26 protein-coding genes are annotated in these 23,243 nt (G+C 67.3%); 11 read left to right on the top strand and 15 right to left on the bottom strand.

The window, feature by feature from the left end; translation table 11 throughout:
* Positions 1–8: 8 nt before the first annotated feature.
* The 7 genes from sctS to ACMGDH_RS02805 all read left to right on the top strand — a co-directional run bounded on the left by sctS (position 9) and on the right by ACMGDH_RS02805 (position 5,340).
* Positions 9–275 (top strand): type III secretion system export apparatus subunit SctS, encoded by a 267-nt coding sequence (gene sctS / locus ACMGDH_RS02775; protein ID WP_436826390.1) that lies wholly within the window; start codon positions 9–11, stop codon positions 273–275.
* Positions 272–1,099, top strand: coding sequence for a type III secretion system export apparatus subunit SctT (sctT, locus tag ACMGDH_RS02780; RefSeq protein WP_436826391.1), 828 nt, complete (start codon positions 272–274; stop codon positions 1,097–1,099). The genes sctS and sctT overlap by 4 nt, the downstream gene beginning before the upstream one ends.
* A complete protein-coding gene (locus tag ACMGDH_RS02785; RefSeq protein ID WP_436826392.1) occupies positions 1,096–1,485 on the top strand; it encodes a helix-turn-helix domain-containing protein in 390 nt (129 codons plus the stop codon). The genes sctT and ACMGDH_RS02785 overlap by 4 nt, the downstream gene beginning before the upstream one ends.
* A gap of 219 nt (positions 1,486–1,704) precedes the next feature.
* Entirely contained in the window at positions 1,705–2,343 is a 639-nt protein-coding gene (locus tag ACMGDH_RS02790; protein WP_436826393.1) for a hypothetical protein, read from the top strand.
* A gap of 79 nt (positions 2,344–2,422) precedes the next feature.
* Positions 2,423–3,331 carry a DUF6683 family protein gene (locus tag ACMGDH_RS02795; protein WP_436826394.1) on the top strand — a complete coding sequence of 303 codons (909 nt, stop codon included), beginning with the start codon at positions 2,423–2,425 and terminating at the stop codon, positions 3,329–3,331.
* A 126-nt stretch (positions 3,332–3,457) separates the two neighbouring features.
* Entirely contained in the window at positions 3,458–4,900 is a 1,443-nt protein-coding gene (locus tag ACMGDH_RS02800) for a hypothetical protein (RefSeq protein ID WP_436826395.1), read from the top strand.
* Positions 4,901–5,001: 101 nt separating this feature from the next.
* Positions 5,002–5,340, top strand: a complete 339-nt coding sequence (locus ACMGDH_RS02805; protein WP_436826396.1) for a hypothetical protein — start codon at positions 5,002–5,004, stop codon at positions 5,338–5,340.
* 18 nt (positions 5,341–5,358) lie between these two features.
* Here the strand turns inward: ACMGDH_RS02805 and ssb are convergent, their stop codons facing one another.
* The 5 genes from ssb to ACMGDH_RS02830 form a co-directional block, all read right to left on the bottom strand.
* Positions 5,359–5,895, bottom strand: coding sequence for a single-stranded DNA-binding protein (gene ssb, locus ACMGDH_RS02810; protein WP_436826397.1), 537 nt, complete (start codon positions 5,893–5,895; stop codon positions 5,359–5,361).
* 12 nt (positions 5,896–5,907) lie between these two features.
* Positions 5,908–7,764, bottom strand: a complete 1,857-nt coding sequence (feoB, locus tag ACMGDH_RS02815) for a ferrous iron transporter B (RefSeq protein ID WP_436826398.1) — start codon at positions 7,762–7,764, stop codon at positions 5,908–5,910.
* Positions 7,765–7,768: 4 nt separating this feature from the next.
* A complete protein-coding gene (locus ACMGDH_RS02820) occupies positions 7,769–8,044 on the bottom strand; it encodes a FeoA family protein (RefSeq protein ID WP_436826399.1) in 276 nt (91 codons plus the stop codon).
* 61 nt (positions 8,045–8,105) lie between these two features.
* On the bottom strand, positions 8,106–8,762 hold the full coding sequence (locus ACMGDH_RS02825; protein WP_436826400.1) for a COQ9 family protein: 657 nt from the start codon (positions 8,760–8,762) through the stop codon (positions 8,106–8,108).
* Complete coding sequence (locus ACMGDH_RS02830; RefSeq protein ID WP_436826401.1) at positions 8,762–9,706, bottom strand: DMT family transporter; 945 nt, start codon at positions 9,704–9,706, stop codon at positions 8,762–8,764. Before ACMGDH_RS02830 ends, ACMGDH_RS02825 begins: the two co-directional genes overlap by 1 nt.
* 54 nt (positions 9,707–9,760) lie before the next feature.
* Between ACMGDH_RS02830 and ACMGDH_RS02835 the strand changes: the two genes are divergently transcribed.
* Positions 9,761–10,852, top strand: coding sequence for an alkene reductase (locus tag ACMGDH_RS02835; protein WP_436826402.1), 1,092 nt, complete (start codon positions 9,761–9,763; stop codon positions 10,850–10,852).
* Here the strand turns inward: ACMGDH_RS02835 and ACMGDH_RS02840 are convergent.
* The 8 genes from ACMGDH_RS02840 to gltX form a co-directional block, all read right to left on the bottom strand.
* Positions 10,819–11,256, bottom strand: a complete 438-nt coding sequence (locus tag ACMGDH_RS02840; protein ID WP_436826403.1) for a hypothetical protein — start codon at positions 11,254–11,256, stop codon at positions 10,819–10,821. The genes ACMGDH_RS02835 and ACMGDH_RS02840 overlap by 34 nt on opposite strands.
* Positions 11,256–11,675 carry a 6,7-dimethyl-8-ribityllumazine synthase gene (ribH, locus tag ACMGDH_RS02845; RefSeq protein WP_436826404.1) on the bottom strand — a complete coding sequence of 140 codons (420 nt, stop codon included), beginning with the start codon at positions 11,673–11,675 and terminating at the stop codon, positions 11,256–11,258. Before ribH ends, ACMGDH_RS02840 begins: the two co-directional genes overlap by 1 nt.
* Positions 11,675–12,823 (bottom strand): 3,4-dihydroxy-2-butanone-4-phosphate synthase, encoded by a 1,149-nt coding sequence (gene ribB, locus ACMGDH_RS02850; RefSeq protein WP_436826405.1) that lies wholly within the window; start codon positions 12,821–12,823, stop codon positions 11,675–11,677. The genes ribH and ribB overlap by 1 nt, the downstream gene beginning before the upstream one ends.
* Positions 12,810–13,418 (bottom strand): riboflavin synthase, encoded by a 609-nt coding sequence (locus tag ACMGDH_RS02855; protein ID WP_436826406.1) that lies wholly within the window; start codon positions 13,416–13,418, stop codon positions 12,810–12,812. The genes ribB and ACMGDH_RS02855 overlap by 14 nt, the downstream gene beginning before the upstream one ends.
* 1 nt (position 13,419) lies before the next feature.
* Entirely contained in the window at positions 13,420–14,436 is a 1,017-nt protein-coding gene (ribD, locus tag ACMGDH_RS02860) for a bifunctional diaminohydroxyphosphoribosylaminopyrimidine deaminase/5-amino-6-(5-phosphoribosylamino)uracil reductase RibD (RefSeq protein ID WP_436826407.1), read from the bottom strand.
* A gap of 17 nt (positions 14,437–14,453) precedes the next feature.
* Complete coding sequence (locus ACMGDH_RS02865) at positions 14,454–14,801, bottom strand: hypothetical protein (RefSeq protein WP_436826408.1); 348 nt, start codon at positions 14,799–14,801, stop codon at positions 14,454–14,456.
* A 57-nt stretch (positions 14,802–14,858) separates the two neighbouring features.
* A complete protein-coding gene (locus tag ACMGDH_RS02870; RefSeq protein WP_436826409.1) occupies positions 14,859–15,536 on the bottom strand; it encodes an energy transducer TonB in 678 nt (225 codons plus the stop codon).
* A 94-nt stretch (positions 15,537–15,630) separates the two neighbouring features.
* Complete coding sequence (gene gltX, locus ACMGDH_RS02875; protein ID WP_436826410.1) at positions 15,631–16,962, bottom strand: glutamate--tRNA ligase; 1,332 nt, start codon at positions 16,960–16,962, stop codon at positions 15,631–15,633.
* Between the two features lie 109 nt (positions 16,963–17,071).
* Between gltX and ACMGDH_RS02880 the strand changes: the two genes are divergently transcribed.
* The gene (locus ACMGDH_RS02880; RefSeq protein WP_436826411.1) at positions 17,072–18,007 is read left to right on the top strand and encodes a ribose-phosphate pyrophosphokinase; all 936 of its coding nucleotides are present in this window, start codon (positions 17,072–17,074) and stop codon (positions 18,005–18,007) included.
* A gap of 157 nt (positions 18,008–18,164) precedes the next feature.
* On the opposite strand, the gene ACMGDH_RS02885 is transcribed toward ACMGDH_RS02880, so the two are convergent.
* The gene (locus ACMGDH_RS02885; protein ID WP_436826412.1) at positions 18,165–18,914 is read right to left on the bottom strand and encodes a sulfite exporter TauE/SafE family protein; all 750 of its coding nucleotides are present in this window, start codon (positions 18,912–18,914) and stop codon (positions 18,165–18,167) included.
* A 217-nt stretch (positions 18,915–19,131) separates the two neighbouring features.
* Here ACMGDH_RS02885 and ACMGDH_RS02890 point away from each other — a divergent pair, with 217 nt between their 5' ends.
* Together ACMGDH_RS02890 and ACMGDH_RS02895 are read left to right on the top strand one after the other, a co-directional pair.
* On the top strand, positions 19,132–19,455 hold the full coding sequence (locus ACMGDH_RS02890) for an antibiotic biosynthesis monooxygenase family protein (protein ID WP_436826413.1): 324 nt from the start codon (positions 19,132–19,134) through the stop codon (positions 19,453–19,455).
* A 59-nt stretch (positions 19,456–19,514) separates the two neighbouring features.
* Complete coding sequence (locus tag ACMGDH_RS02895; RefSeq protein ID WP_436827207.1) at positions 19,515–20,774, top strand: MFS transporter; 1,260 nt, start codon at positions 19,515–19,517, stop codon at positions 20,772–20,774.
* Here ACMGDH_RS02895 and ACMGDH_RS02900 read toward each other — a convergent pair.
* Positions 20,728–23,016 (bottom strand): CDC48 family AAA ATPase, encoded by a 2,289-nt coding sequence (locus tag ACMGDH_RS02900; RefSeq protein WP_436826414.1) that lies wholly within the window; start codon positions 23,014–23,016, stop codon positions 20,728–20,730. The genes ACMGDH_RS02895 and ACMGDH_RS02900 overlap by 47 nt on opposite strands.
* Between the last annotated feature and the right edge of the window lie 227 nt (positions 23,017–23,243).

Consider the following 23,243-nt stretch of genomic DNA (forward strand, 5'->3'; position numbering starts at 1 on the left):
GCGGCCCGATGAGCGACGACATCGTCAATCTCACGGTGCAGGCGCTCTGGCTGGTGCTGCTGCTGTCGGCGCCGCCGATCATTGCCGCGTCGGTCGTCGGGCTGCTCGTCGCGATCATCCAGGCGGCGACCCAGCTCCAGGAGCAGACGCTCCAATACACGCTCAAGTTCTTCGCGATCGTGGTGAGCATTTTCGTGACCGCCAGCCTGATGGCGGGAACGCTCTACGGCTATGCCGACACGATCTTCATGGGACTGGCGGGGGTCGGGCGGTGATCGAGGCGGCACCTCCCGGAGTCGGAATCCCGCTGTTCGCGGCGATGCCCTGGCTCGATCAGCTGCTCACCGTCGGCGTTGCCGCGACTCGCTTTGCCTTCGCCTTCGTGTTCGTTCCGGTCTTCTCGCGCGAAGTGATGCCGGGGACGGTGCGCAACAGCATCATCGTGACGTTCGGGCTCGTCGCGCTCGCGGTCCAGCCCGATTTCATCCCCGAACGCCTCTCGGCGATGGACTGGGCGCGTATGCTGTTCAAGGAAGCTGCGGCAGGGGCCATCATCGGCCTCTTCTTCGGAACCGTGATGTGGGCGCTCTCCGCCGCGGGCGAGATCATCGATACCAAGGTGGGCGCGACGATCGGCCAGCTGGTCGACCCGCTGAGCGGCACCACCACGTCGCTAACTGGCATATTGCTCGGGCGCTTCGCCGAAGTGATTTTCGTCACCGCGGGCGGGCTCACTTTGCTCGTCGGCACGGTGATGGCGAGCTACACCGTCTGGCCGCTGGGGCCCGGCGGGCTCGCGATCGACATGCGCGCGGTGCAGTTCTTTGAAGGCGAGTTCGGGCGGCTGTTCGCGCTTGCCTTCATCTTCGCCGCGCCGGTGCTGACCGTGCTCTATGTGATCGACGCGGCATTGGGCTTCCTCAATCGCTTCGCCCAGTCGTTCAACGTCTTCGCCATGTCGATGCCGATCAAGGCGGCCGCGGCCGTCTTCGTCGTGATCCTCACTCTTCCGCTGCTCGCCCAAGCGATCGTCGCCGATCTCGGCACGCGCGCCGAGATCGCGGGCGGCGTGCTCCAGCGCACGGGGCAGCCGCAGTGAGCGGAGTGCAGGCCTCGCGGCTGACCCACGGCATGCCCGAGGGCCCCGCCGATGCGGAGGAACTGGCGCGGCTGGTCGAGCTGCTGCGCGAGTCTGAGGCACGGCGCGAGGCGCATGTGCGCGAGATCACGATCGGCGAGTTCATCGTCGCCGGCTGGCGCGTGCCGCTGCTCCACATCGCCGGGCTGCAGACGCTCACGCGCAACGAAGCGGCGGTGCTGCGCTTCCTCGGCTGGGGGCGAGCCAACGGCGACATCGCGACGCTGCTCAACATGACCGAGAACACCGTCCGCACCCATATGAACAACGCGATTCGCAAGCTCGACCTCGACGGCGTTCGCGAACTCAACAGCCTGGCAGGACTGCTCTTCCTGCCGCTCGAATGAGCACGCGAGGCTTTTGGGGAATGCGCCATCCGGCGCATTGCGGCACCGGCTCGCTCCCGCGCATTTCCAGGCATCTAAGCGATTCGTTTAGGCGAACTAAACGAATCGTCGAGCGCGCGCCGGGGCGATCCGGGCCAGTTTCCAATGCGTGGCGGCGGCGAGCCGCGACCGGCCAGCTCCCCGCATGGAGCACGAAATTCTCAGCGGAAAGGAACGGTCATGGGTATCTCCTTGGGTGGCCTGATGGGCTCGGTGTTCAATCCGGTCACGGCGATGACGCAGCTCGCGATGGGGCCTGCCGGATGGGCTTCGCTCGCAGTCCAGCTGCTCGGCTCGGCGATCGGCAAGCAGGTGATCCAGCAGCTCGGCCAGCAGCTCGGCCTGCCGCAGGGCATGATCAACATGGCGCAGAACGCCTTTTCCGCCGGAACCGGCACGATCGGCGGCCCGGCAACGATCGCGGAGGCGGTTTCGCAGCTCGGCCAAGCCTTCAACCTCTCGCCGGCCGAGCAGGGCGAGCTGCAGCGCTCGGCCGAGCAGGACTCGCGCGAGATGTTCGAGCAGCTCTCGGAAGCGTTCAAGAGCGGCAAGGACATGGCCGAAGCCAAGAAGACCGCGGGCGGCAAGCGCAGCTGGCTCCAGGTCATCGCCGACTCGATGGCCGAAGCGCTCGACAAGAAGGTCGAGGACATGGACAAGATGGCCAAGGCGCTCGACAAGCAGGGCAGCAAGAAGTCGGTGAAGGCTTCCACCGATCTGCAGGTCGCCGGCCAGGAATTCTCCTATCTGATGAACGCCAGCAGCACCGTCATCAAGACGATCGGCGAAGGCCTCAGCAGCATGGCCCGCAAGCAGTAAACTTCACTTCCACTGGTTTCGCGTACCGGGAGGGCGGACTTATGTCCGCCCTCCCTCGTTTTTTATAAGGAGGGTAGCCATGAAACGCTCGCTCGTATGGACGCTGGGTCTCGCGCTGACGTGGCCCGCGGCAGCATCGGCCCAGGACATGAGCTGGAGCACGATCACGCCGTCGATCACCGGAACCGACGTGCTCGGCCTCCATCTGCGCGAACAGGTGGAGCGCCAGAGCTCTGGCTCCGCGGAAGGGAACACCGCATCCTCGCGGCCGAGCTTCGTTCCCGAATCGGCAGCTCCCGCCGTGAACACTCGAGCGCTTCGCTACACGCCGTCGAAATCCAGGCGCACCGCCAATCTCTCCCGGTTCGTCGACAAGACCCGCGCGACCGATCCGGCCGGTGCGGCACAGCTCGAGAAGCTCTTCGCCTCGGGCGACATCATCGACAAGATCGGCGGCGCGCTCGCCCAGCAGGGCATGCGCGTCGACAATGTCGCGGACGCCTATACCGTGTGGTGGATCAACGCCTGGCAGGCCACGCGCGGCCACAACAACGTCACCTCGCGCGCGACCAATGATGCGGTACGCGATCAGGCCGCGCGGGCCCTCAGCGCCTCTCCCCAACTCGTCGGCGCCGGCGACGCTGCCAAGCAGGAGCTCGCCGAGTCGCTCCTCATCCAAGCGGCGATGATCGATTCGGTCGTCGAACAGTCCAAGGGCAATTCCGCGCAGATGCGCCAGATCGGCGCGGCCGTGAACCAGGGCGCCAAGCGCATGGGGCTGGATCTGACCACGATGGAGCTCACGGAGCAGGGCTTCGTTCCCGCGAGCACCGGGAGCCGCACCCGCCCGTCCATGCCGGCCGAGCCCGTGGAAGCCGTGGCCGCAACGGCGACGAGCGCCAGCCCCGGCATCTATGCCCCGATCGCGCTCGCCGCGCTTGGCGCCGGAGTCGGCGGTTTGATCTTGTGGAACCGCGGGCGCGGCTGAGGCGCGGCGCACTAAGCGATTCGTTTAGGCTGCCTAATCGAATCGTGGAGGGCGCACATGCCGGAACCATGGTCTTGAAGGTGCGATGCCGGACCCGTTCCGGCGCGCCCTCGCGAGGAGAAGACCATGGTTAGCCCCGTCCAGCAGGCCGCCGTCGACTATATCAAGGGAAAGCTCGACAGCTCGGGCATGTTCAACACCGTCAGCCACGGTGAGATGAACGACATCCGCTCCAAGCTCCAGGGCCTTTCCGCGACCGACGCGGATGCGGTGATCGACGAGCTGCAGAACCAGGGCCAGCTCGACAAGCTCGCGAGCGAGGCAGTCGACGGCGACTGGTTCGGAAACGGCGGCTATTCGGCCGACGAGCGGCGCGACCTCTTCACCGATCTCGCCAAGAAGCTCGACGGACCGAGCCTCGCCGCGGTGAGCGACGCCTTCGCCAAGACCGACGGCGGCGCCGACGGGCACAAGCGCGTCACCGAGCTGGCGGACGCAGTCGCGACGCACGCCTCCAGCTACGACAAGGTCAAATATGTCGAGGCGATGAAGGGCCAGGTCACTGACGGGGCGAACTGGACCGAGAGCCATGTCTTCAGCACGTCGAGCCACAAGAGCGATGCCGAGGCGGCCGCGGTAGGCAAGGTCCTCACCAGCCTCAAGGGCAGCGTCTATGCCGCCGACGGCTTCAAGGCGCTCAATTCCGAGCAGCTGCGCGCCGTGATGTCCGCATCGATCGACGAGACGATGACGAGCAGCATGGGCACGCCCAGCGTCGGCTGGAATGCCGAGAGCTTTACCGGGCTGATGGACTCCGCCGCTTCGATCTCCGACCCCGATCTCAAGGCGCGCATCTTCGATGCCGGCGCCGATACGCTGCGCGGCGTGCGCGAGACCAACGGGTTCGCCGGCCAGCCGATCATCACCGGCAAGGACGAGACGATGAAGACCATCACCGATGGCCTCACCAAGATCATCGACAGCGATACCACCGGAGTGATCCGCGAGCTCGCGTACAACAGCGAGACGATCGACGGTTCCGATATGGGGACCTATTCGCGCGCATTGATGGAGAGCGGCCAGGAGAAGAAGCTGGGCGAGATCATGGCCAAGCTCCAGCTCGGCAACGGTCTCAACCAGGATCCGGCCAAGCGGCTCGACGAGGTCACGCAGGTGCGCGTCGCCAACGGCGGATCGCAGGAGCGGCGCGAGAATGCCGGTGCGCTCGGCTATTTCGTCGGCGCCGCCTATGCCGGGGCCCAATCCTGGTCCACCGACGTCAAGAAGCAGCAGGAAGTGATGACTTCGGTGCTCGATTCGGCTCTCTCGATCATCGACAAGGCGAAGATCGGCGGCGATGCGGTGGGCACGGCCGCCAGCGTCGGCAAGGAATGGACGCATTATGCAGTGCGCTGGGCGCTCGAGGATCCGGGTCTCGCTCCGGCGCAACGGCTGGAGCGCGGAGCACTCCCGGTCGATCCGCAGACCAACGAGCTGGCGGTCGGCGACGACATCCGCAACGCGTTCAACACCAGCCTCAGCACCGTGCAGCGGACCGGCAAGCCTTGAGCCGGAAAGCGCGCGCCTCTTCCCTGATGCGGCGCGCGCTTTTGCTGCTGACACTCAGCGCCTGCTCTGTCGTGCCGCCAAAAGTTCCTGAGCCTCCGGCGATGCTCTCCCATCCCGCCGAATATACCTTCGGGGATGCGATTGCCGCCGCCGATGCGACCGCGGTGGGGCATGTCGTCGATCTGCTCGGCCCGCGCCATGGAAAGCCGGAGGTGACGCGCTACGTCGCACCCGCGGGCTCGGACCTGGCCGGGCTCGAGACCTATTATGATGCGAAGGCCCGCGCCGCCGGCTGGCAACCGATTGCGGAGGTCCGCGGCGCCCTTTCTCCCGGCGAGAGTGCGATCGGCTATCGCGCAGACGGCGGCGCGTTCGCAGTGGTCTGGCTAACCCCGCGCGCGAATTCCGCCGCGACTCCGGTCAATGTGATTCGCTTCTAACGCTGACACGATCGGGCGTCAGAACGGCACGTCGTCGTCGAGATCGTCGGGGAAGCCGCCGGCCGCGCTGCCGCCCGCCGGGCGCGCAGCCGCTCCGGCGCCGCCATTGTAGGTGCCGCCGCCGCGGCTGGAGGACTGGCCGGAGAATTCGTCACCGCCGGCCCAATCGTCGCTCGCCCCGCCGCTGCGGCCGGCGCCGCCGCCCTGGCTGTCGAGCAGCACCATCTGGGCGTTGAAGCCCTGCAGGACGATCTCGGTCGAATAACGGTCGGCGCCCGACTGGTCCTGCCATTTGCGGGTCTGGAGCTGGCCTTCGAGATAGACCTTGCTGCCCTTGCGCAGATAGCGCTCGGCAACGTTGGCGAGACCTTCGGAGAAGATCTTGACCGTGTGCCATTCGGTCTTCTCGCGCTTTTCGCCGCTCTGGCGGTCCTTCCACGTCTCCGACGTGGCGATGCGCAGCTCGACCACCTTGCCGCCATTCTGGAACGACCGCGATTCGGGGTCCCGGCCGAGATTGCCGACCAGAATCACCTTGTTCACCGAACCCGCCATCTACTTCCGCTCCTAAAGTCCGAGCGCGACCGCCGTCCAATAGGTCGCTCCAGCCGCTACGTAGGCCAGTGCGAACAAATAGCCAACCATGAACGCTGGCCATTTCCACCCGTTGGTCTCGCGCCGGGTCACGGCGATCGTCGAGATGCACTGCGGCGCGAAGACGAACCACATCAGGAAGGCGAGCGTGCTGGGAAGGGTCCAATGGGCGCGCAGGTTCTCGCGGATCGATGCCTGGCCGGCGTCGCCTTCGGGATCGTCGATCGCGTAGACGGTGCCGATCGCCGCGACCGCCACTTCGCGTGCGGCCATCGCCGGGATCAGCGCCAGCGCCATGTCGCGGTTGAAGCCGATCGGAGCGACGACCTTCTCCAGCCCGTTGCCGATCCGGCCGGCGATCGAATAATCGACCTGCGAGATGCCGCTGCCTTCGGGCGCCCTGGGGAAGCTCAGCAGCGCCCAGAGCACGATCGTGGTCACGAGGATGATCGTGCCCGCGCGGCGCAGGAAGATGTCGGCGCGCTGCCAGAGCCCGAGCAGCACGTCGCGCAGCCGCGGCAGCTGGTATTTGGGCATCTCCATCATGAAGCCGCTGGTCGCGCCCTTGGTCACCGTCCGGCGGAGCAGCAGCGCGGCGAAGAAGGCCCCAACGATCCCGAGCAGATACAGCGCGAAGAGCACCAGCCCCTGAAGGCCCACCCCCGGCGCCACGGCGCGATCGGGAATCATCGCGCCGATGATGATCGTATAGACAGGCAGCCGCGCCGAGCAGGTCATCATCGGCGCGATCAAGATAGTGGTGAGCCGGTCCTTCTCGTCCGAGATGGTACGCGTCGCCATGATACCCGGCACCGCGCAGGCGAAGCTGGAGAGCAGCGGAATGAAGGCGCGGCCGGAAAGCCCCACACTGGCCATCACCCGGTCCATCAGGAAGGCGGCACGGACCATATAGCCCGAGGCTTCGAGCACGAGGATGAAGCCGAACAGAATCAGGATCTGCGGCAGGAAGACGACCACCGCGCCGACGCCCGCGATCACGCCGTCGACGAGCAGCGAACGGAGCCACCCGTCTGGAAGCGCGCCGGTCACGCCTTCCGCGATCCAGCCCATCAGCGTTTCGATCCAGCCGATTGGCGCTTCGGACCAGGCGAACACCGCCTGGAACATCACGAACATCAGCCCGAGCAGCAGAATCGGTCCTGCCACCGGATGCAAGGCGATCGAATCGAACCGGTGCGTCCAGCGGCGGGCGCCGGTCTCAGACAGCGTCACCGCAGTCGCGATCTGGCGCGCACGGCGCTGGAGCGTGACGATGTCGTGCGGCACGCCCGCCCCGGGGCGTAGCTGATTGGCGCTGCGCACGACTTCGCCGAGGCGCTCCTTGAGCATGTCGAGACCGCGGCGGCGTACCGCGACGGTCGGCACCACGGGCACGCCCAGCTCGCGCTCGAGCGCCGTGGGATCGAGCACCAATCCGTCGCGCTCGGCAAGATCGATCATATTGAGCGCAACGACGAGCGGCTGCCCGAGCGCGATCAGCTGGAGCGTGAAGCGAAGGTGATTGTCGAGGTTCGAGGCGTCGACCACCACGACGATCGCGTCCGGAAGCCGCTCGCCCGCCTGCCGGCCGACGAGCACGTCGCGCGTCACCTGCTCGTCGGGGCTCGACGGCTCCAGGCTGTAGGTACCGGGCAGGTCGAGCAGCTCGACCGGGCGGCCGTCGGGCAGCGCCATGCGGCCGGCGTGACGCTCGACGGTGACGCCGGGGTAGTTGCCGACCTTCTGGCGCGCGCCGGTCAGCGCGTTGAACAGCGCGCTCTTGCCGGCATTGGGATTGCCGACCAGCGCAACGAGTGGGGCTTGGTTCATCGGATCAGCCGGCGCCCAGGCTCACATGGATCGCAGCGGCGACATGGCGGCGCAGCGCCACCGTCATGCGGCCGATCCGGCACGCGACCGGCCCGCCCCCGAGCAGGCCAGAGCGATGCAGCAGCTCGACCTCCACGCCCTCGTCGAGCCCGAGTTCGCGAAGACGGCGCGCCTCCGGCTCGGTGAGCGAGTGCCAGTCGACTCCAGTCACCGTGGCAGGGCGTTGGCGGGGAATCTTGGCGAGCCGAAGAGGCACGGGGATCGCGGCGGCGATGTTCATGCTGCGAGTCATTATCAATAGGCGCGCCCGGACGCCATAGGGTAATCTGCCGGAGGCGCGATCAGACCACGGGATAGCGGAGCCGCCCGACGAAACGCGAGAGGCTCGGGCGGTTCTGCGTGCGCGCGAGAAACCCCGCCTTGGCCTTTTCGAAGCGCATCACATCCTCAATCCGCCGCGCGAGGAAAGCGCGCGTATCGGCCCAGCCTTCGCTCTCGTCCTGGAGGAAGACGGCAATGGTCGCGGCGTAGATGCCGCCTAGCAGCGTGCGCTTGGTATAATGATTATAGTCGGTCGCGGTATCGCCGGCGAGCCGCCACATCACGTCTGCCGCGCGCCAGCCCAGCCGCGCGGCGCGAAGCGCGTTCTGGGGCATCGCCAGGATCGCGGTGGCGCGGCGGAGCGCCTCGCGATTGGCGGCCAGCAGATCGAGCCGCGCCTCCACGAGCGCTGCGATCCGCTGGCGGATCTTCATCGCCGCCAGCCCCTCCGGCGTGAAGCGCGCAGCCATTCCCCGATCGATGCTCGCGAACCAGGCGTCGATCATCGCTATCGCGCCGCCGGAGAAGGCGAGCCGCGCGACATCGCGATCGACGCCGAACGAAACCGCCGCCGCGTCGAGCGCGCGCGCGTTCCAGCCGTCGAATGCGGCGTTGGCGGCGACCGCAGGCGCAAGCGCGTCGCGCAATTCGTCGAGCGTGGCGTCTGCCAGGTCCATCAGTTCGATTTAGGCTCCCCAGCGGTGGGCGCAAGCGCTTCGGGCTTCTTTGCGCCGCCGCGCACCATCACCAGCGCCGCAGCGACCAGCGCCGCGCCGAACAGATCGGCGGCGGCGAGCCGCTCGTCATAGACGATCCAGCCGATCGTCGCGCCCACCACCGGCTGGATCAGCAGCGCGATGCCGACGATCAGCGGCGAGAGGTGCCCCAAAGCGTAAATCATCAGTCCCTGGCCGATGAGCTGACTGACCACCGCCATGCCGACCAGCGGCCACCAGTTGTGCGGCAGCACCTGCTCGCCGAGGAAGAGCGCCAGAACCAGCAGCGGCGGAATCGTCGCAAGCGAGGAGAGTGCCAGGGCCGGCACCGGAGCCATCGCCTCGCGCGCCCGCGCCATCAGGATGAAATAGACCGCATAGAGCACCCCGGCGAGCAGGCAGAAGAGATCCCCTACCAGATGCCGCGGCGACAGCTCGGCCGAGCGGCCCAGGAGGAGCCCGCCCCCGAGTGCAGCCAGCAGCAGCGCCGCCGCCTGTGGCCGCGTGGGCCACATCCGGGCGGCGATGAAGCCGTAGATCGGGTAGATGAAGGTCGCCGAGTTGCCGAACAGCGTCGAATTGGCGAGCGTGGTGCGGACGATGCCCAGATGCCAGCTCGCGAGATCGGCGGCGAAGGCGAGGCCGGCGAACGCGAGCACGCCCCACAGCCCCTTGGCCGAGGCGATCGGCTTCTGCCCCATGGCAAAGGCGGCAGCGAGCAGCACCGGCACGGCGAGCGTCAGCCGCCAGAAGCCCGCGGCGACCGGCCCCACGTCGCTCAGGCGGACGAAGAGCGGGCCGAAGGCCAGCGCGATATTGGCCAGCACCACCGCGACGACGGCTGCGACCGGCGCGCCCGTGGTTTGCCCAGGATTAGTTTTTCTTTGAGACCCACCTTGGTGCATGGCTCCCTCTAGCGTCCTATCTCGCCGGCGTCACACCAAAGAGGGTTTTTCCCGATGCCCAGCCTGTTCGATCCGATCCAGCTCGGCGCCGTCGCTGCGCCCAACCGCATCCTGATGGCGCCGCTGACCCGCGCCCGCGCGACGCGCGAGCATGTTCCGACGCCGATCATGGCCGAATATTACGCCCAACGCGCCGAGGCCGGGCTGATCATCTCCGAAGCGACGGGAATCAGTCGCGAAGGGCTCGGCTGGCCCAATGCGCCGGGCCTCTGGACCGAGGCGCAAGTGGAAGGCTGGAAGCCCGTGGTCGAGGCGCTGCACAAGGCTGGCGGGCGGATCTTCGCGCAGCTCTGGCACATGGGCCGGATCGTTCATCCGAGCTTCCTCGATGGCGCCAAGCCGCTCTCCTCTTCTGCCACGACCGCCCCGGGACAGGCGCACACCTATGCCGGCAAGCAGGATTATGCCGAGGCACGGCCCGCTACCAAGGACGATATCGCGCGCGTGCTCGACGATTATTCGCGCGCGACTCGCAACGCATTGCGCGCCGGATTCGACGGCGTTCAGCTTCACGCTGCCAATGGCTATCTGATCGACCAGTTCCTGCGCGCCGGCGCCAACCACCGCGACGACGAATATGGCGGCAGCCCCGAGAACCGCGGGCGGCTGCTGCGCGAAGTGGTGCAACGGCTGATCGAAGAGGCAGGCGCCGACCGCACGGCGGTCCGCTTTTCACCCAACGGCAATTCGCAAGGCGTCGAGGACCCTGATCCCGAAGCAGTATTCGTGCCCGCAGCGAAGTTCCTGTCGGACGCGGGTATCGCCTTCCTCGAGCTGCGGGAACAGACGCCCGAGGGCACCTTTGGCCGAAGCGACCAGCCTCGCATCTCGCCTGCGATCCGCAAGATGTTCGACGGGCCGCTGGTGCTCAACCAGGATTATGGTCCGGCCCGCGCCCAGGCCGAGCTCGATTCAGGCAATGCCGACGCGATCGCCTTCGGCCGGCCCTTCATCGCCAATGCCGATCTGGTCCGGCGCCTGAGCGCAGGCGCCCCGCTGAACACGCCCGACGTGCAGACCTTCTACAGTCAGGGCGCCGAGGGGTACCTCGACTATCCGCTCCTGGAGGAATCGCGCGCGGCCTGATCGAAGCCGTCGAGCCAGCGGGTGATTGCGGCGCGGATACCCGAACGGGTCTTCGCGTTCGCGATCGCCACGACCGCGACAGGGATCAGCCACCAGGCGAGGAAGGCAATTGCGACCATCACGGCTACACCGATCGCCACGGCGAAGCGAAGCTGCCTGAGCCGCGCCATGGCCGCATAGTCGAGCTTGAGCGTGCGCGGACCCTTGGCATCGTAGAGCGGGCTGGTGGTGAAGCTGGTGCCGTCGCCCGAGCCAAGCTTGCGGAGCATCGGGCTCGTGCGGCGCTCGGCGGGCGATGCAGTCATGGGCGCACGGACCGGCGCACCAGTGCGCGTGTCGATTACTTCCAGCCGGCGCCCGCGCTCCACCACCTTGTAGCGGGAGGGCGGCGGCTGCATCGCCATCAGCCGAAGCGGCTCTTGAGCGCGAGCATCGCGAGCGCGGCCTTGGCCGCCTCGCCGCCCTTGTCCTTCTGCTCGGGATCGGCGCGGACCAGCGCCTGCTCCTCATCCTCGACGGTGAGGATGCCGTTGCCGATCGGGAGCCCTTCGAGCGCGAGCGCCATGATCCCGCGCGCGCTTTCGCCTGCGACGATCTCGAAATGATAGGTTTCGCCGCGGATCACCACGCCGAGCGCGACATAGGCGTCATATTCTCCGCTATCGGCCGCCAGGGAAATCGCGCCGGGCACTTCGAGCGCGCCGGGTACGGTGACGACTTCATAGTCGTGCCCCGCCTCCTGCAGCGCAGTGCGCGCGCCGCTCAGCAGCAGATCATTGAGATGTTCGTAGAATCGAGCTTCGACGATGAGTACGCGGGCCATTATTTGTCCAGATCGATTGCGCGCTCGCCGACGATCGAGAGACCGTAGCCGTCGAGCCCGACGAGCGTGTGGTGGGTATTGGTGAGCAGCACCATGTCGTGCACGCCGAGCTCGGTAAGGATCGTGGCGCCCACGCCGTAGTCGCGCAGCTCCTCCATGTCCTTGGGCTGGAGCGTGCCCGCCTTGGCCTGGAGCGCCACCGAGAACTGGTCGGCGCGCGGGCGGTTGATCACCACGACGACGCCCGATCCTTCCTCGCCGATGATCTCCATCGACCGGCGCAACAGCCCACCGCGCTGGCCGCCCTCGCCGAAGATGTCGCTGAACGGCGAAAGTGCGTGCATGCGGACCAAAGTGGGCTTGGCGGGATCGACCTTGCCCTTGACCAGCGCGACCTGCTCGCTGCCGGTCGCCTTGTTCCAGAAGGTCAGCGCGGTCCACTCCCCGCCCCAATCGCTGGTAAAGCGGGCCTCGGCGCGCTTCTCGACGAGATGGTCGTGGCGGCGGCGATAGGCGATCAGGTCGCGGATCGTTCCGATCTTGAGGTTGTGGAACTGGGCGAAGGAGACGAGGTCGTCCATCCGCGCCATCGTCCCATCGTCCTTCATGATCTCGCAGATCACGCCCGAGGGATTGAGCCCCGCGAGCCGCGCCACGTCGACCGCCGCCTCGGTATGGCCGGCGCGCACCAGCACGCCGCCATCGCGCGCGACCAGTGGGAAGACATGGCCGGGAGTCACTATATGCTCGGCGCTCTTCGACGCATCGATCGCGACCGAGATGGTGCGCGCGCGATCCGCTGCCGAGATGCCGGTGGTGACGCCTTCCTTCGCCTCGATCGAGACAGTGAACGCCGTCTCGTGGCGCGTGCCGTTCGAGCGGCTCATCAGGTCGAGCCCGAGCTGATCGACCCGGCTCTTGGTCATCGCCAGGCAGATCAGGCCGCGGCCGTACTTCGCCATGAAGTTGATCGCATCGGGCGTCGCCATCTGCGCGGGGATGACGAGGTCGCCCTCGTTCTCGCGGTCCTCGTCGTCGACGAGGATGAACATGCGCCCGTTACGGGCCTCGTCGATCAGCTCCTCGGGCGAGGAGAGGAAACCGTGCTTGAGACGGGCCAGGGGATTTGAATGCTCAGGCTTTGCCACGGAGTGCCTCCATGCGCTGGAGATAACGAGCCAGCACGTCGATCTCGAGATTGACTTCACGACCCGCCTCGATCGCACCCAATGTAGTGACCGCGGCCGTATGGGGAATGATATTGAGCAGGATTTCCACGCCCTCGGCGGTGTCTCGCACTTCGTTGACGGTGAGCGAGACACCATCGATCGTGATCGATCCCTTAGCCGCGACATAGGGCGCGATCTCCTTGCCCGCCGCGATCGTCAGCCGGTGCGACCCGCCTTCCTCGCGCCATTCGGCAACGGTGCCGATGCCGTCGACATGGCCGGTGACGATGTGGCCGCCGAGCTCGTCGCCGAGCCGCAGCGCGCGTTCGAGGTTGAGCTTGCGCCCGACGACCCATTGATCGCGCGCAGTGCGCGAAACGGTCTCCGCCGAGACATCGAACGCCACCCAGCCCGGCGCTTTGTCGACGACCGTCAGGCACACGCCCGAGCAGGAGATCGACGCGCCGAGATCGATCTCGCTCGTGTCATAGGCAGTGGTGACGCGGACGCGCAGGTCACCCTGCTGCCGTGCTTCGGCAATGATGCCGATGTCGGTGACGATTCCAGTGAACATTTCAGGTGCCCGCGTAGACTTCGAGTCGGTCGCTGCCAAGCTGCCGTGCATCCACGAGCCGCCAGCGACCATGCGCATCGCCCAGCCGCGCGAGCCCGATGTCGCCCAGCGCGGCTGTGCCGGCGCCGATCAGGATCGGCGCGCGATAGAGGAGCAACCGGTCGACGAGGCCATCGCGCAGGAATGCGGCTGCGGTCTCGGCACCGCCTTCGACCAGCAGGTGGTCGACACCTTCTAGAGTGGCGATGTCGGCAGGTGCGCTCAATAACTCCCAACCGTCATCCCCGCGAAAGCGGGGACCCGTCTCCTCACCGTGCGACACGGACGACAGCGCGGGAGATGGCCCCCCGCTTTCGCGGGGGTGACGGGAAAGGAGGACGCGCCGCGGCGAGCGATCTTCGAGTCCGGCGAGCCGCACGTCGAGGCGCGGCTGGTCAACCTCCGAGGTGCGCCGGCCGACCAGGATCGCCTCGTTCCGCGCCCGCTCGAGATGCGCATGCGCGCGCGCCTCGGGGCCGGTGATCCAGCGGCTTTCGCGCGAGGGAAGCGCGATTCGGCCATCGAGCGACGTCGCAAGCTTGAGCGTGACGAAAGGGCGGCCCTTCGCCTGCCGCGCGAGAAAACCTGCCATCGCAGCGCGAGCCTGCGCTTCGGCAACGGCTTCCACGACTTCGATCCCGGCAGCCCGCAGCCGCGCCGCGCCTTCTCCATTGGTGCGTTGGTCCGGGTCGCCGAGGGCGATCACGACTCGGGCAACGCGCGCCGCAACGAGCAAATCCGCGCATGCGGGGCCTCGTGGCGAGACATGCGCGCAGGGTTCGAGCGTGACGTAGCAGGTCGCACCGCGCGCATTCTCGCCCGCTGCGTCCAGCGCCACCGCCTCGGCATGCGGGCGGCCGCCAGCCTGGGTCCAGCCGCGGCCGACTACGACGCCGTCGCGCACGATCACGCAGCCTACGTTCGGATTGGGCGCGGTGCGTCCGCGTCCGCGCTCGGAGAGCGCGAGCGCTGCCGCCATCCATCGCGAATCGGGGTTCAGAGGCCCCACGATTCGAGCTTGTCGTCTATCTTCTTGAATTCGGCCTGCTGCGCCTTGCGCTTCTTCTCGATCTCGGCCTCGGCGATGCGCTTCTTGGCCTGGTCGATCTTCTGCTGGGCGCGGATCTGCTCGTCGGTGCGGGTGATCGGCCAGCTTTCGACATAGATGATGTTGGGCCGATACTCGCGCTCGATCCGCGAATCGGCGACGAAACCGGAGAGGACCAGCACCGTCACTGCCGCCGCCACCGCCATAAACCACAACTCATAGCGCTTGCGCGTGGCCAGAAAGAGCCGGAGATCCCGAAAGGCGCGCAGCGGCGAGAAATATTTGAGAAGAGTCATGTTGCCCGCAAAGATAGGGGCGCGGGGGCTCTAGGGCAAACCCCCGCGCCAGGGGCGTCACTGGCTCGCGATCTCGAACCGGACGCTCATCGTCTTCCAGCTCTCCTCGGGCACCCCGCCGCGGGTGGCCGGCTTGAAGCGCCATTTGGAGAGCGCCTGGCGCCGTGCCGCCTCGAAGAAGGCCGTGCTGGTGGCGCTGAGCTGCTCGACTGCCTTCACGCGCCCGTCGATCCCGATCAGCACCTTCAGCCGCACCACGCCGTCACGCTCGGCGCGGAGCTCGGATGCCGGATAGGGGGGCTGGAAGTCCTTGAGGTAGCGCATGTCCTGCGATGCGCCGACCAGCGGCGGCAGAGGCAGAGGCGTGGGTTCTGCAAAGCTTGTCGGTCCAACCTTCTCCGCGAAATTGGTTGAGGGCGGTAGAGGTGGAATTGTCTCCGTAACGGTGGTGGGATTGGTCGTGTCGGATCTGATCACCGGCGTCGGCGCAACGACCGGTGGCTCCATGTTCGTGCGCGGCTCGGCGCGAGGCTCCGGCTTGGGCTCGTCGATTGGCGGCGGCGTCGGGGGATCGTAGGGCGTGATGAGCGTGATGGGACCGTCCTTGACCGCCGAGACGATGTTCGGAGCGATCAGAAAGAAGATACCTGCCATCACCGCGCCGTTGATGAGGAAAGCGGCGCCGAAGCTGGCGCTGCGCGACTGGCGGGGCTCGTAACGATGTTCGGCATACATGGCGTTGCACTCCATCTCCTAGCCACCGGTCTTTGCCGGGTTTAGCGATGATACATCATAACAAATCCGTGTAAATAGTTCCCTCTTCGTCGCTTCAGGCGGCCGACAATCGGGAGATCGCTGCCTCGCGGCCGATGAGCGGGAGGAGCGCGGCCATGTCCGGACCATGCTCGCGGGCGGTGAGCGCGAGGCGGAGCGGCAGGAACAGCGCGCGGCCCTTCCGGCCGGTTTCGGTCTTGAGTGCGCCAGTGAGTGCGTACCAGGGGTCGGCGGTCCAGTCGATTGTGGCGGCTACCTCGGCGGCGCGCTGGATATAGGCGCGGTCGTCCTCGGGAAGCGTCGGAGGATCGATCGGTCCCTCGACCACCTGCCACCAGTCGGCCGCTTCGCCGACGGTCGAGAGATTGGGACGGATCGCTTCCCATGCCGCTTCGCCCATCCCGTCGGGCAGGCGATCCGCCACGGCGGCGTGATCGAGCTGGTGGACGATGCGGGCGTTGAGTGCGGCGAGCTCGGCTTCGTCGAACCGGGCAGGGGCGCGGCCGAAGCGGGCGAAATCGAAGCTCTCGACCAGCGGCGCGACGTCAACGAAGGGCTCGACCGGGTCGCTCGTCCCGAGCCGCGCGAGCACCGCTACCAGCGCCTGCGGCTCGATTCCCTCTTCGCGGAAGTGCGCCACGCCCAGCGAGCCGAGCCGCTTGGAGAGCTTGCCCTCGCTTCCGGTCAGCAGCGCCTCGTGGGCGAAAGTGGGCGGAGCGCTGCCCAGCGCTTCGAACATCTGGAGCTGGGTCGCGGTGTTCGAGACATGGTCCTCGCCGCGCACGACATGGCTCACGCCCATGTCGATGTCGTCGATCACCGAGGGGAGCAGGTAGAGCCACGAGCCGTCGGCGCGGCGGACGACCGGGTCGCTCATCAGCGCCGGATCGAAGCGCTGGTGCCCGCGGACGAGGTCGTCCCATTCGATCGCTGCGCCGTGATCGAGCCGGAAACGCCAGTGCGGGCGACGGCCCTCGGCCTCCAAAGCCGCGCGCTCCGCATCGCTCAGCGCAAGCGCGGCGCGATCATAGACGGGGGGCAGACCGCGGCCGAGCAGGATCTTGCGCTTGAGCTCGAGTTCCTGCGCAGTCTCATACGCCGGATAGACCCGGCCGCTAGCGACCAGCTCCGCGAAGCGCGCCTCGTACAGTTCGAAACGCCCCGACTGGCGCTCCTCGCCGTCGGGCACGAGCCCCAGCCACGCGAGATCGGCACGGATCGAATCGACGAACCGCTCCTCCGAACGCTCGCGATCGGTATCGTCGATCCTGAGCAGGAACCGGCCGCCATGCCGGCGCGCGAACAGCCAGTTGTGGAGCGCGGTTCGGATGTTGCCGACGTGCAGCGTTCCCGTGGGGCTGGGCGCGAAGCGAGTGGTGACGGTCATGCCCGCGACCTAGGACCCGCACCGCCGGGCGGCAATGCCTCTTTGCCTTGCCCGATCCGCGTCCTAAGGGGAGTGCAACCGAACAAGGCGGACGGGAGGCCGCATCCCTATGAAACTCATGGCCGGCAATTCGAATCTGCCGCTTGCCCAGGCGATCGCCGATTACCTGGAAATCCCCCTCACCCAGGCGAACGTGCGCCGTTTCGCCGACGAGGAGATCTTCGTCGAGATCCTGGAGAACGTGCGCGGCGAGGACGTGTTCGTCCTCCAATCGACCAGCTATCCGGCGAACGACAATCTGATGGAGCTGCTGATCATGGTCGACGCGCTCAAGCGCGCATCGGCCAAGCGGATAACTGCAGTGCTCCCCTATTTCGGCTATGCCCGCCAGGACCGAAAGCCGGGGCCCCGCACCCCGATCTCGGCCAAGCTCGTCGCCAATCTGGTGACCACCGCGGGCGCCGACCGCGTGCTCTCGGTCGATCTCCACGCCGGGCAGATCCAGGGCTTCTTCGACATCCCGACCGACAATCTGTTCGCCGCGCCGGTGATGTCTGCGGACATCCACACCCGCTTCCCCGACAGGCAGTGGATGGTGGTATCGCCCGACGTGGGCGGCGTGGTGCGTGCGCGTGCGCTCGCCAAGCGGCTCGACAACGCGCCGCTGGCGATCGTCGACAAGCGCCGCGAGCGGCCGGGCGAATCGGAAGTGATGAACATCATCGGCCAGGTCGAGGGGCGCTTCTGCATCCTGATCGACGACATCGTCGATTCGGCGGGCACGCTCTGCAACGCGGCCGCCGCGCTCAAGGCTTCGGGGGCGGAGGACGTGGTCGCCTATTGCACCCATGGCGTGCTTTCGGGCGGCGCCGTGGCGCGCGTCGACAATTCGGCGCTGGCCGAGCTCGTCATCACCGATTCGATCGGAAACCATGCAGTGATCGCCGAGAGCAAGAAGATCCGCCACCTGACGATCGCGCCGCTGCTCGCCGAGGCAATCCGGCGGATCGCCGACGAAAGCTCGGTCTCCAGCCTGTTCGACTGATCCGGTCTGCTTGACTCGTGCCGGCAAAGTGAAGGGAGTCGGCTTCCATTCTTTCACTTTGCCGCCGCTGCCCTGCCGTTCGCGTTAGGAGCGACTCGGAAGGCGAGACGGTGGTCATACGGACCACGCAAGCAGCTGAAATCCTATTTTGGAAGCCCTATTCGAAGGCTTCCCAGACCAGTACCGCACCGACCAGGATCATCAGCCAGTAGATCGCGGTGTAGAAGCGTTCGGGCGCGACGCGGCGGACCAGCCACACGCCCGCGAAGGTCGAGCCGATCGCGACCGGCATCAGCGCGGCGGCGGTGAGCAGGTTCGCCGGCGTGAACTGGCCGAGCGCGGCATAGGCGGGGACCTTGAGCCAGTTGGTCGCCGCGAAGAAGACCGCAGTGGTGCCCACGAGCATGTCGCGCGACAGCCCCCGCGGCAGCACCCAGAGCTGGAACGGCGGCTGGCCGGCATGCGCGATCTGGCTGGTGAAGCCGGAGGCGACTCCGAATAGCGATCCCAGCCATTCGGGCAGCCGCCGGCGCGGCCGCGGTACCGAATGGCGCGCGGTCCAGAGCCGATAGGCGCCGAACAGCATCGAGATGACTCCGACTGCCGCCATGACGCCAAGCGGGGAGACGCTGGCGGCAAAGGCATAGCCGAGCCAGATCCCGAGCAGCGTGCCCGGCAGCATCCAGCCGAGCACGCGCCAATCGACGCTGCGCCGGAACGCCCAGACGCCCACCACGTCCTGCACAATCAGGATCGGGAGCAGGATCGCCGCGGCGCGCACCGGATCGATGACGAAGGTGAGCATCGGCAGCGACAGCGCGCCCATTCCCGCGAACCCGCCCTTGGCGAGCCCGATCAGGAACACGGCGGGGATGGCGAGCGCATAGAAATGCCAATCGGTGAGCATGGGGCGGGGGTAGAGTAAGCCGGGAAAGGACGAAAGCCGTCCAATCCTCGCCCGCCAGGGGGAGGTGGCAGCCGCAGGCTGACGGAGGGGGCGGATGCCAGAAGCTTTGACGGGCGCGCTTCCTCCCCCTCCGTCGCGCTTCGCGCGCCACCTTCCCCTGGCGGGAAGGATTTGAAGTGCCTTTGCCTTCGTGGCCAGACCGCCTAAGCGGTGGCGCATGGCGGAAGATCGGTCGGGGCAGACGGCGGTGATGTTCGTGTCGGCGCGTACCGGCGTGGACGACGAAGGCTATGCCGCGGCGGCGGAAGCAATGGCCGCGCTGGCGGCGAAGCAGCCGGGCTATCGCGGGGTCGACAGCGTGCGCGACGCCGACGGGATCGGCATCACCCTCAGCTATTGGGCCGACGAGGCGAGCGCCATCGCCTGGCGCCAGCATCCCGAGCATGCCGCGATCCGCGATGCGGGCCGCGACCGCTGGTACCGATGGTACGAACTCCATGTCGCGGAGATCGGGCGCAGCTACAGCTGGAAGCGCGGGTGAAGGTGCCCGCGGTGCGGATCAGCGGATTCGATCGCACCTTCGCACTGCTCTTCACCGTGATGCTGGCGATCGCGGCGGGCAATACCGCGCTGCAATCGGTACTCCCCGCGCTCGGCCGTTCGCTGGGCGTGGCCGATAGCGCGGTGGCGGCCGTCTTCTCGGTCTCGGCGCTGCTGTGGGTGATCGCCGCGCCCTTCTGGGCCAACCGTTCGGACCGGCACGGAAGGCGCGCGATGGTGCTGGTCGGCATCGCCGGTTTCACCATATCGCTGTTTCTGTGCGGGCTGTTCCTGGCGCTGGGCATCAACGGTGTGCTGGCGCCACTCGCGACCTTCATCGCCTTCATCGCCGCGCGGGTGATCTATGGCGCGTTCGGCGCCGCCGCGCCTCCCGCGGTGCAGGCGATCGTCGCCGGCCGCACCAGCCGAGAAGAGCGGACGCGCGCGCTGACACTGCTCGCCTCGGCTTTCGGGCTCGGGACGATCCTGGGCCCTGCGATCGCGCCCTATCTGGTGTTCGGCGACCTGTGGCGCGGCGGGCCGACGATCGGGCTCTCCGGCCCCGCCTTCGTGGCGGCGGCGATCGGCGCGGCGATCTGGGTGGCAGTGATCCGCCTGCTGCCGCGCGAGGAAACCCAGTCGCACGGCGCGGCGATCGGCTATCCCAGCATCGGCGGGCAAGCGACCGGCGCGAGCGTGACGGCCGCGGTAGCGGAACCCGGCGAGCGCATAGGCTATTTCGATCCGCGTGTGCGTGCGTGGATGATCGTAGGGCTCGTCGTCGGCCATGCGCAGGCGATGACCGGCCAGGCAATCGGCTTTCTGGTGATCGATCGGCTGGGAGCCAGCCCGATGGAGGCGCTGGAGCCGACCGGCCTGGTACTGATGATGGGCGCGGGATCGGCGCTGCTCGCCCAATGGGGCCTGATTCCGCTGCTCAACCTGACACCCCGGGCGCTGGTGATCGCGGGCTTGGTGGTGGGCGCGATCGGCTGCGCGGCGACGGGCACTGCGACTTCGCTGTACGGGATCGCGCTGGGCTATGCGCTCGCATCGCTGGGGTTCGGGTTCGCGCGGCCGGGGTTCACCGCTGGATCCTCGCTGGCAGTCGGGCACTCGGCGCAGGGATCGGTCGCCGGCAAGGTAACGTCGGTCAACGGCGCGGCCTTCGTGCTCGGCCCGTCGATCGGCGTCGGGCTCTACGAGCTTTGGCGGCCGCTCCCCTACCTGAGCGCGGCAGGGGCGCTGGCCGCCTTGCTCGCTTACGCCTGGCTCAGCCTTGCTTCGAGCCGCGCGGACGAAGCATCCCCGGAGCAATGAAGCCGAGCGGCTGGATCGAGACGGCATCCTGCTTGAGCTTGCCCTGCATCGCCTCGTACTCGGTCTGCATCTCGGGCGTGACGGTCGCGCGCGAATCGGCGAGCGCCTCCTCGAAATCGGCCATCGTCACTTCGCTCGCCTCGAGCGAGCGACGAAGCGCCACGAGGCCGGCGCGGCGGACTACATCCTCGAGGTCTGCGCCGGTATAGCGTTCGGCGCGGACGGCGATGTCGGCCAGGTCCACGTCGGCCGCCAGGGGCATCTTCTCGGTCTGGATGCGCAGGATCCGCTCGCGGCCGGCCTGATCGGGCACCCCGACATAGACCAGCTCGTCGAACCGACCCGGACGAAGCAAGGCTGGATCGATCAAATTGGGCCGGTTGGTCGCGCCGATCACCACCACCGATTGCAGTTCCTCGAGCCCGTCCATCTCCGAGAGGATGGTATTGACCACGCGCTCGGTCGCCTGCGGCTCGCCCAGCCCCCCGCCGCGCGCGGGAACCAGCGAATCGAGCTCGTCGATGAAGATCACGCAGGGTGCGACTTGGCGCGCGCGCGCGAACAGCCGGGCGATCTGCTGCTCGCTTTCGCCATACCATTTGCTGAGCAGGTCGCTCGACTTGGTGGCGATGAAGTTCGCCTCCGCCTCGCGCGCGACAGCCTTGGCGAGCAGGGTCTTGCCGGTACCCGGCGGGCCATAGAGCAGGAAGCCCTTGGCCGGGCGGATGCCCAGGCGGCGGAACGCGTCGGGGTCCTTGAGGGGCAGCTCGACGCCTTCCTTGAGACGCATCTGCGCATCGTCGAGCCCCCCGACATCGTCCCAGCGGACGTTGGGCTTCTGCACCATCACTTCGCGCATCGCCGAAGGCTGGACGCGCTTCAGTGCTTCCAGGAAATCCTCGCGCGTTACCGAGAGCGTGTCGAGCACTTCGGTAGGGATGCTATGGTCTTCGAGGTTGAGCTTGGGCATCAGCCGCCGCACCGCTTCGATTGCGGCTTCGCGGGCGAGCGCCGCGAGGTCGGCACCGACAAAGCCGTAAGTGGTGCGCGCGAGCTCGCCGAGATCGACGTGTTCGCCGAGCGGCATACCGCGAGTATGGATGCCGAGGATCTCGCGACGTCCGCGCTCGTCGGGAACGCCGACGACGATCTCGCGATCGAAGCGGCCGGGACGCCGCAGCGCCTCGTCGATCGCCTCGGGCCGGTTGGTCGCGGCGATGACGACGATGTTGGCGCGGGCCTCGAGCCCGTCCATCAGCGTGAGGAGCTGAGCGACAAGGCGCTTCTCCGCCTCGCCCGAGACCTGGCCGCGCTTGGGCGCGATCGAATCGATCTCGTCGATGAACACGATCGAAGGTGCGGTTTTAGCGGCTTCCTCGAACACCTGACGCAGGCGCGATTCGGATTCGCCATAGGCGGAGCCCATGATCTCGGGACCGTTGATCAGGTGGAAGGTCGCGTCGCTTTCATTGGCGACTGCGCGCGCAAGCCGCGTCTTGCCGGTTCCGGGCGGGCCGTGGAGCAGCACGCCCTTGGGCGGGTCGACGCCGAGGCGCTGGAACAGCTCGGGGTAGCGCAGCGGCAGCTCGACCATCTCGCGGAGCTGGTCGATCGTGCCGGCCATCCCGCCGATATCGTCATAGGTCACATCGGCGCGGCGGCTTTCCTTTGCCTCCTCATATTCGGGGCGGAGCTCAACTTCGGTATTCTCGTCGATATGGACCACGCCGCGCGGCACGGTGGAGATCACCGCGAGGCGGATTTCCTGGAGCGCATAGGCGGGCGCACGGAGGTATTGCGCGACGTTGGGCGGGATGTCGGCGCGCTGGTGGCCGACGGTAGAGATCGTGTCGCCGGCAGTGAGCGGGCGATTGAAGAAGGTGCGCTTGAGCGCGTTGCTCGAGCCCTGGAGCCGCAGGTTCGCCTGAGCGGGGGCGAAGACAACACGGGTGGCGGGCTTGGATTCGACCCGGCGCACCTCGACGAAATCGCCCGAGCCGACGCCGGCATTGGCGCGCTGGAGCCCGTCGATGCGGAGCAGCTCGAGCCCCTCGTCCTCGGCATAGGGCAGCACCGCGCGCGCGGGCGTGGCGCGCTTGCCGACGATCTCGATCACGTCGCCCTCGGTGATCCCGAGCGCCGCCATCAGCGAGCGCGGGATATGCGCGAGGCCGCGGCCGCTGTCCTCGGGCCGGGCATTGGCTACCTGGAGCTTGCGACCCCTGCTTTCGTCATCCGCCATTCAAATGTCCCCTCAAGGCATGAAGGCGGAACATAGGAACGCGAGTTGCGTGCCGCGAGGGGGCAAAAAAATGGCGGGCCGTAAGGGCCCGCCGGGAAAGTTTTAGGAGAGGATGCCTGAAAGGCCTGCTCTATGTGCGGTGCGGCATAAAATTGTGCAAGTGCGAAATGAACAAACGACCGTTGCAGGAGTTGCAACCGTCGTTGGCGTAACGACGGCGAGTCTTG

Origin of the sequence: Sphingomonas radicis (assembly GCF_051400635.1) — a bacterium.
GTDB lineage: Bacteria > Pseudomonadota > Alphaproteobacteria > Sphingomonadales > Sphingomonadaceae > Sphingomonas.